Annotated in this window: 4 protein-coding genes and 2 pseudogenes; 2 read left to right on the forward strand and 4 right to left on the reverse strand. The window is 58.5% G+C overall.

Annotated features, from left to right (window positions below):
• The 4 genes and pseudogenes from AAC083_RS08485 to dapB all read right to left on the reverse strand — a co-directional run.
• Positions 1–554, reverse strand: a pseudogene (locus AAC083_RS08485) (2-isopropylmalate synthase); the annotation flags it as partial.
• A 553-nt stretch (positions 555–1,107) separates the two neighbouring features.
• Positions 1,108–4,332, reverse strand: coding sequence for a carbamoyl-phosphate synthase large subunit (gene carB, locus AAC083_RS08490; RefSeq protein WP_108536318.1), 3,225 nt, complete (start codon positions 4,330–4,332; stop codon positions 1,108–1,110).
• Positions 4,333–4,348: 16 nt separating this feature from the next.
• Positions 4,349–5,500, reverse strand: a complete 1,152-nt coding sequence (carA, locus tag AAC083_RS08495; RefSeq protein WP_108536319.1) for a glutamine-hydrolyzing carbamoyl-phosphate synthase small subunit — start codon at positions 5,498–5,500, stop codon at positions 4,349–4,351.
• A 670-nt stretch (positions 5,501–6,170) separates the two neighbouring features.
• On the reverse strand, positions 6,171–6,983 hold the full coding sequence (gene dapB, locus AAC083_RS08500) for a 4-hydroxy-tetrahydrodipicolinate reductase (RefSeq protein ID WP_108536320.1): 813 nt from the start codon (positions 6,981–6,983) through the stop codon (positions 6,171–6,173).
• 247 nt (positions 6,984–7,230) lie between these two features.
• Here dapB and AAC083_RS08505 point away from each other — a divergent pair, with 247 nt between their 5' ends.
• Both AAC083_RS08505 and AAC083_RS08510 read left to right on the forward strand, forming a co-directional pair.
• On the forward strand, positions 7,231–8,199 hold the full coding sequence (locus tag AAC083_RS08505) for an alpha/beta hydrolase (protein WP_108536321.1): 969 nt from the start codon (positions 7,231–7,233) through the stop codon (positions 8,197–8,199).
• A 416-nt stretch (positions 8,200–8,615) separates the two neighbouring features.
• Positions 8,616–8,851: pseudogene (locus AAC083_RS08510) on the forward strand (Na+/H+ antiporter NhaC family protein); the annotation flags it as partial.

The following is an 8,851-nucleotide window of genomic DNA, read 5'->3' on the forward strand; positions in this document are numbered from 1 at the left end:
AACTCCACCTCTGTGCTGCTAAAACTCTCGGGTGAATATTGAAAGCTCCACTCTGTGCCGGGGTTGCGCGCGGCATGGTCGCGCACCCAACGCGCACCCTGCACGGCGATGGCCTTGACCCCGTCGCGCCCTGCATTGAACACATAGTTGCGCTGGGTCGGGTTGACCGAGTTGTAGACGTGGACGATGGCGCGTTTGGCCCCCTTGAGCGAGTCGAAGGTACGGACAATGAGATCCTCACGGGCCTGCACCAGCACCTGTATGGTGACATCGTCCGGAATGAGATTGCGCTCGATAAGCTCGCGCACGAAGTCGAAATCAGGCTGGGAAGCGGCAGGAAACCCCACCTCGATGTGTTTGAAGCCCACATGGACCATCAACGCCCACATTTGCAGCTTCTGGGCCACCGTCATCGGTTCGACCAGCGCCTGATTGCCATCGCGCAAGTCCACAGCGCACCAGCGCGGCGCACGCGTCATCACTCGGTTGGGCCATTGACGGTCCGCCAGCGCGATCACGGGGGCGGGGCGGTATTTGCGATGATCGAAGCTCATATTCAGATTCCCTTGGCTGATGTCCTTGAGGCGCAGCGCCGTTGCGGGCAATGAAGGTGAGCAACGACGCGACTGGGCAGGCAAGCTGACGGGGTAAGGAGGGGGAAGCGGGCTTGCGTGGTAACGCTGGCCCTGACGGTTGCGTGGGTGGTAACCCCACAACCGGTTTCCTGTGGTCCCTATGGATAAAGGGGCCGGCCTCGGCTGCCGGATAAGCAACTGGCCCTGATCCTCGCACCCCGCGGTTGCAGGCGCAGACGACCTTGTTTGATGAGAAATCAGTATATAGAGGTGGGCCGGGCGAGTGATTGCAAAGATTACAAACCAGAGCCGCCAATGCGCAATCATTATCACTTTTATGCTGTTAATAGGGTGTATATCACCCTCCGATGACCATATCCCCTCTCCCATGCGCACCTTTCCCCCATGACGGAGGCTGGTCAGAGCCGCCAAAAAAACAGAAACCCCGCCATCGCTGGCGGGGTTTTTCAGGGTGCGCGTGTGTTGTGCAACGAGGAGCAGGAAGATTCCCCTGCCCTTTATTGCGCAATCCTTAGCGGTTCTTCACCTTCTGGTGCAGCTCCTGCACCGAGTTGACGTTGGCGGTGGCATCCATGCTGATGGCCATGCAGGTGGCAAACGCCTCATTCATGGTGGTGGTATAAGCCACTTTGTTCTGCAAGGCGGCGCGGCGCAACTGCTTGGAGTCCTGGATCGCCACCCGCCCTTCGGCGGTGTTGACGATGTAGGTGTACTCGCCATTCTTGATGCGATCCAGAATGTGCGGGCGACCCTCGTGCACCTTGTTGACCAGACGCGGGTTGATGCTCGCTTCCCCCAGCGCCACTGCGGTGCCGTGGGTGGCATCGAGCTCGTAGCCCAGCTCCAGCAGCTTGGCGGCCAAATCCACAACCTGCGCCTTGTCGCTGTGGCGTACCGACAACAGAGCACGGCCCTCTTTCGGCACGGCGTGGCTGGCACCCAGCTGGGCCTTGGCATAGGCCTCGGCAAAGCTGCTGCCCACCCCCATCACTTCACCGGTAGAGCGCATCTCTGGCCCCAGCAACGGGTCAACCCCCGGGAACTTGGCGAAGGGCAGTACCACCTCTTTCACCGAGTAGTAAGGCGGGATGATCTCCTTGGTGAAGCCCTGGCTCTGCAGCGACTGACCGGCCATGACGCGGGCGGCAATCTTGGCCAGCGGGGCACCGGTCGCCTTGGAGACAAACGGCACGGTACGGGCGGCACGCGGGTTCACTTCGATGAGGTAGATGTCATTACCTTTAACCGCGAACTGCACGTTCATCAGGCCGACCACACCGAGCTCCAGTGCCAGTTTGCGCACCTGCTCGCGGATCTCGTCCTGAATTTTCTTGGACAAGGTGTAGGGCGGCAGGGAGCAACCGGAGTCACCGGAGTGGATACCGGCCTGCTCGATATGCTCCATGATGCCGCCGATGACCACGTCCACGCCGTCACAGATGGCATCCACGTCCAGCTCGGTGGCATCGTCCAGGAAGCGGTCCAGCAGCACCGGCGATTCGTTGGAAACGCTCACCGCCTCGGCGAAGTAGCGACGCAGGTCGGTCTCGTCATAGACGATCTCCATGGCGCGGCCACCCAGTACGTAAGAGGGACGAACCACCAGCGGATAGGTGATCCGCTCGGCGGTCAGCACCGCCTGCTCCAACGCGGTGACGGTGCCGTTTTCCGGCTGCTTGAGGCCGAGGCGCTCAACGGCAGACTGGAAGCGCTCGCGGTCTTCGGCGCGGTCGATGGCATCCGGGCTGGTACCGATAATCGGCACGCCGTTGGCTTCGAGTGCTCGGGCCAGTTTCAGCGGGGTCTGGCCACCGTACTGGACGATCACGCCCTTGGGCTTCTCGATGCGCACGATTTCCAGCACATCTTCCAGGGTCACCGGCTCGAAGTAGAGGCGATCCGAGGTGTCGTAATCGGTGGAGACGGTCTCCGGGTTGCAGTTGACCATGATGGTCTCGTAACCGTCTTCGCGCAGGGCCAGCGCCGCATGCACGCAGCAGTAGTCGAACTCGATACCCTGACCGATACGGTTCGGGCCGCCGCCGATGATCATGATCTTGTCACGATTGGTCGGGGCCGCCTCGCACTCCTCGTCATAGCTCGAGTACATGTAGGCGGTGTTGGTGGCGAACTCGGCCGCGCAGGTATCGACCCGCTTGTAGATTGGGAAGATGTTGTGGCGGGCACGCAGTTTGCGAACCTCGGCCTCGGCCACGCCGAGGATCTTGGCCAGACGGGCGTCGGCAAAGCCCTTGCGCTTCAGCGCGCGCAGGAAGTCGGCATCGAGACCGGCCATGCCGCGCTCTTTCACCTGCTCTTCCAGCTTGATGAGATCTTCTATCTGCACCAGGAACCAGGGGTCAATCTTGGTCAGCTTGAAGATACCATCCATGGAGAGACCGGCGCGGAACGCATCGGCGATGTACCAGATCCGGTCGCAGCCAGCGTCCTGCAGCTCGTGACGGATACGGGTCAGGGAGTCCGGAGCATTGAGGTCAACCATGGGGTCGAAGCCGGTCTTGCCGGTCTCGAGGCTGCGCAGCGCCTTGTGCAGTGACTCCTGGAAGTTACGGCCAATGGCCATCACTTCACCGACCGACTTCATCTGGGTAGTGAGGCGGTCGTTGGCACCGGCGAACTTTTCAAAGTTGAAGCGCGGCACCTTGGTGACCACGTAGTCGATGGCCGGCTCGAAGGAGGCCGGAGTGCGACCACCTGTGATGTCGTTCATCAGCTCGTCCAGGGTGTAACCGATGGCGAGCTTGGCGGCGATCTTGGCGATGGGGAAACCGGTAGCCTTGGAGGCCAGCGCAGAGGAGCGCGACACCCGCGGGTTCATCTCGATGATGACCATGCGGCCATCTTTCGGGTTGATACCGAACTGGACGTTGGAGCCACCTGTCTCGACCCCGATCTCGCGCAGTATCGCCATGGAGGCGTTGCGCATGATCTGGAACTCCTTGTCGGTCAGCGTCTGGGCTGGCGCGACCGTGATGGAGTCACCTGTGTGGATGCCCATGGGGTCGAAGTTTTCGATGGTGCAGACGATGATGCAGTTGTCGTTGCGATCCCGCACCACTTCCATCTCGTACTCTTTCCAGCCAATCAGCGACTCATCGATGAGCAGCTCTTTGGTCGGCGACAAGTCCAGACCGCGCTCGCAGATCTCGACGAACTCTTCGGTGTTGTAGGCGATGCCACCGCCCGAGCCACCCATGGTAAAGGAGGGACGGATGATGCAGGGGAAGCCGACCATCTGCTGCACGCCCCACGCCTCTTCCATGTTGTGGGCGATACCGGCGCGCGGACACTCCAGACCAATGCTCTTCATGGCGATGTCAAAGCGACGGCGATCTTCGGCCTTGTCGATGGCATCGGCGGTTGCACCGATCATCTCGACACCGAACTCGGCCAGCACACCGTGTTTTTCCAGATCCAGCGCGCAGTTCAGTGCTGTCTGGCCGCCCATGGTGGGCAGCACGGCATCCGGGCGCTCTTTCTTGATGATCTCGCGTACCACTTCCCAGGTGATGGGCTCGATGTAGGTGGCGTCCGCCATCTCCGGATCGGTCATGATGGTGGCCGGGTTGGAGTTCACCAGAATGACGCGGTAGCCCTCCTCGCGCAGGGCTTTGCAGGCCTGGGCGCCGGAGTAGTCAAATTCGCAGGCCTGGCCGATAACAATGGGGCCGGCGCCGAGGATCAGGATGCTCTGTAGGTCGTTACGTTTTGGCATGGCTTCTCTTTTCCTCTTAAGCGCGATACTGCTTGATCAATTCAATAAAGTGGTCGAACAGACCGGCACAGTCGTGCGGGCCCGGGCTCGCTTCGGGGTGACCCTGGAAGCTGAAGGCCGGACGGTCGGTGCGGTGAATACCTTGCAGGGATCCGTCAAACAGGGAGACGTGAGTGGCGCGCAGGCAGTCTGGCAGGGAGCTCTCGTCCACGGCAAAACCGTGGTTCTGGGCGGTGATCATCACTGTGTTGTCATCGAGGCTCTTGACCGGGTGGTTGGCACCGTGGTGGCCAAACTTCATCTTGACGGTCTTGGCACCGGAGGCCAGACCCAGCAGCTGGTGACCCAGGCAGATACCGAACACCGGGGTATTGGTGCCGAGGAAGGTCTTGATGGCCTCGATGGCGTAGTCGCACGGCTCGGGGTCACCGGGGCCGTTGGAGAGGAAGATGCCATCGGGATTCATCGCCAGCACCTCGGCGGCCGGGGTCTTGGCCGGCACCACTGTCAGACGGCAGCCACGATCCACCAGCATGCGCAGGATGTTGCGCTTGACGCCAAAGTCATAGGCCACCACGTGGTATTTGAGTTCATCGGCCGCCGGGGTGACATGCCCCTTGCCAAGCTGCCAGCTCCCTTCGGTCCAGGCGTAGGCTTCGCTAACCGTCACTTCCTTGGCCAGATCCATCCCCTTGAGACCAGGGAAGGCGCGGGCCTGTTCGAGGGCCTTCTCTGCACCGAGCAGACCGTCATCTACCTGTTTACCGGCCAGAATGCAGCCAGCCTGGGCGCCTTTCTCGCGCAGGATACGGGTCAGTTTGCGGGTGTCGATGTCGGCGATGCCAACGATGTTGTGAGACTTGAGGTAATCGGAGAGGGATTGCTGATTGCGGAAATTGGAGGCAAGTATCGGAAGGTCCCGGATGATCAATCCCTGAGCGTGGATTTGACTGGACTCTTCATCTTCGCTGTTGGTGCCGGTGTTGCCTATATGGGGGTAAGTGAGGGTGACTATCTGACGGGAATAAGAGGGATCGGTGAGGATTTCCTGATAGCCCGTCATCGACGTATTGAAAACCACTTCACCAACGGAACATCCCTCGGCGCCTATCGACACGCCTTTGAACACAGTTCCATCTTCCAGCACTAGCAATGCAGTGTGATTCAAGACAACCTCCAGTTATTTAGCTTTAAATTCAGCAATTTACCTGGGTGTTGCGGGTCCGGACCCTGTGTAAAACAGGGCTCAAACCCGGCAGATTTCTGGCAAATTGGGCGCATTCTACTTAAAAACGATCGCATTTCAACGTCTTTTCTCGTTTTAAATGCATCTAAATTCAATAAAAAAGCAACATTACCCATTATCTATGCACTATGTCGCTTTGCAACCCCCTCCACCAAAAGAAAAGGCAAAACCTGATGCAAAAGGGAGCGTTCATGCCACTCAACTCACAAAAATCAAACATTAACCCTTAAAAAACAACGAATTAAAATTCACAAAAAAAATTAATATCGAGTTAAAATAGCTTTTTATTGCCAATTCAGTGGCAATAAAAAGTGTAAAACGTTTTTCTCGTTTTGAATTTTTAGTCTTTTTCATGTCATGTAAAAAATGCGGACACATGGGGCATTGAGGCTCAATCCCATTACCCTTTGATGACATTTGGGCAATGAGCGGATGGGATGGATTGGGTAAAGAAGCAGTTTAGGCCCTTTCACATACAAAACAGGATGTAAGTGCCATTTATACAAAAACAGATGAAAAACCCCGGCGAACCGGGGTTTGGCAACACTGTCAGGAGGAACCATTGCAGTCCACCTGCCGCCACCTTGGCCACTCACTTGAGGTCGAGCACATCCTGCATGTCGTAGAGACCGGCGCTCTGCTGGCCCAGCCACTTGCCGGCCCGCACGGCCCCATTGGCAAAGGTGAGACGACTGGAAGCCTTGTGACTGATCTCCACCCGCTCGCCGATGTCGGCAAACATGACGGTGTGCTCCCCCACCAGATCGCCGGCGCGAATGGTGGCAAAGCCGATGGTGTTGCGATCCCGCTCACCGGTGATCCCTTCGCGGCCATAAACGGCGCACTCTTTCAAGTCACGTCCGAGCGTCTTGGCCACCACTTCCCCCATGGAGAGCGCAGTGCCGGACGGTGCATCCACCTTGTGCCTGTGGTGACCTTCGATGATCTCGATGTCGGTGTAATCCCCCATCACCTTGGCCGCCTGCTCCAGCAGCTTGAACACCAGGTTGACGCCGACCGAGTAGTTGGAGGCGAAGACGATGCCGATCTGCTTGCCAGCCTCTTGCAGGGCCGCCTTGCCCGCATCGTCAAAGCCGGTGGTGCCGATCACCATCTGCTTCTGATGAGCCAGTGCAAACGCCAGGTTGGCCAGGGTCACCTCGGGACGGGTGAAGTCGATGATGAGATCAAACTCATCCCGCACCTTGTCCAGGCTGTCGCTGATCACCACCCCCAGGGTGCCCAGACCATTGAGCTCACCGGCATCGAGACCGATCACGGCAGAGCCAGGTCGCTCCAGCGCTGCCCCGACCACCACGCCCTCGGCGTTGGTGATGGCTTCCAGCAGCACCTTGCCCATACGACCATTACAGCCCATCACGGCCACACGGATCGGATTGTCCATCTCCACCCTCTCATCTGTTTATTATGGAAAGAGACCGTTTTACCAGCCTGCGCCCGCTTTGAAAAGCCGTGAGACACGCTCTTTGGTTCGGGCTCGACAGTACACCGCTCAACATGGCTGATGCACAGGCTTGCCACTCCCCCCATAGACTGACGGTTTGAGGTTTGCTAGATACAGCACCATATGATAGGTTTCCGCCGATGAATGAAAGAGCCAAAAGACGCCGATTTCGCCAGGAGATAAACATATGAATGCGGCATTGCTGCTTGTACTGGGCCTGCTGTCGCTCGGCCTTGTCACCCTTGTGGCGGCGCTGCTGTTTGGCGGGCCGAGCCCGGCGCCGGAGATGGCCAGTATCAACGATCCCTTCAAACACATTGATTGGCGCAACATCCCCTCATCTTCCAGATACAAGGCCCGAGACGGCACCGAGCTCGCCTACCGGCACTACGCCTCCGCAGGCAACCATATCAGGGGCAGCGTGGTACTTGTTCATGGATCCTCGGCCAATGGCCAGAGCATGCACAAGATGGCAAGTGCCTTCGCGCAAGCGGGATACGACGCCTACACCCTCGATATCCGCGGCCATGGCGAGTCGGGCCAGAGAGGCACGATAGCCTACATAGGCCAACTGGAAGACGATCTGGAAGATTTCGCCGCAGCAGTGGCCCCGAGCAAACCCGCCACCCTCGCAGGCTTCTCGTCCGGCGGTGGCTTTGTGCTGCGCGTCGCCGGTGGCTCACGGCAAACCCTGTTCGACAACTATCTGCTCCTCTCCCCCTATCTCGGCCCCACGGCCGCCAACTACCGACCAAACAGCGGCGGCTGGGTGAGTGTCGGCATTCCTCGCCTAATTGCCCTGAGCATCCTCAACGGTTTCCATATTTCCGCACTCAACCATCTGACGGTGCTGAACTTTGCGCTCAATGACGAAGCGAAAGCTCTCCTGACCCCCTCCTACTCATTCAACCTCGCCGCGAACTTCCAGCCAGAGCGCGACTATCAACAGAATTTGCGCAATGTACAGCGCCCCTGCGCCGTGATCGCGGGCACCGATGACGAAACGTTTAAAACCGACCAACTGGAACCCGAGTTAAGAGCACTCGGCATTCCATGGCCCGTCACCCTGGTGCCGGGTATCAGCCACATTCCCCTGACTCTCGATAGCCACGCCCTGGCTGCAGCCGTTCAAGCTGTGGGGGAAATGGCGCAGTAACAGCGCCACCCTGACCGAATATCAGCGCCGCCTTGTGGTCTGTAGATGCCAGTGCAACGCTCGCTATACTCTGCAGGCGGCGTTAAAGCCCAATCCCAAACGCACAGAGCGTCCGGATATCCAGTACCACCACATGCCCCGTCAGCCACATCCCATGTCAGTGAAAAATGCGCAGATAACCCGCCCCATGATGCCGAACAATTAACAGAATTAATTAATTTATCCGAACATACTTTTGATATTTTAATGAATGCAGAACTGATCAATAAAAACACCTATCCGTCTGGACGTCTATCTTGACCGGATGACCCCGACTCACTATTGTAAGCGCCCCATAGCGGCAGGATGCCCGCCAGGCTCACCCCGTATCAGGGCTGACTGCGACAGGGAGGTCATGTTCAACCACAGAGGAACACATGATCCAGACCCAACCCAGTGCCAGAGCCCTGCTGCCTCTTCTGGTCTTTCTCGCGCTCTTTATCGGTACCGGCACCTGGCTCACCCTGCAGGGGGTCGAGTTCGCCTTCTACCAGTTGCCCGCCCCCGTAGCTGCCCTGCCCGCCGTCATACTGGCGCTGATGCTGGGAAGAGAGGGGTTCAACAAGAATCTGGAGACCTTCTTCAAGGGGGTCGGTGACAGCAACATCATGGC

Source organism: Aeromonas sp. HMWF014 (genome assembly GCF_963878295.1).
Taxonomy (GTDB): Bacteria; Pseudomonadota; Gammaproteobacteria; order Enterobacterales; family Aeromonadaceae; genus Aeromonas; species Aeromonas popoffii.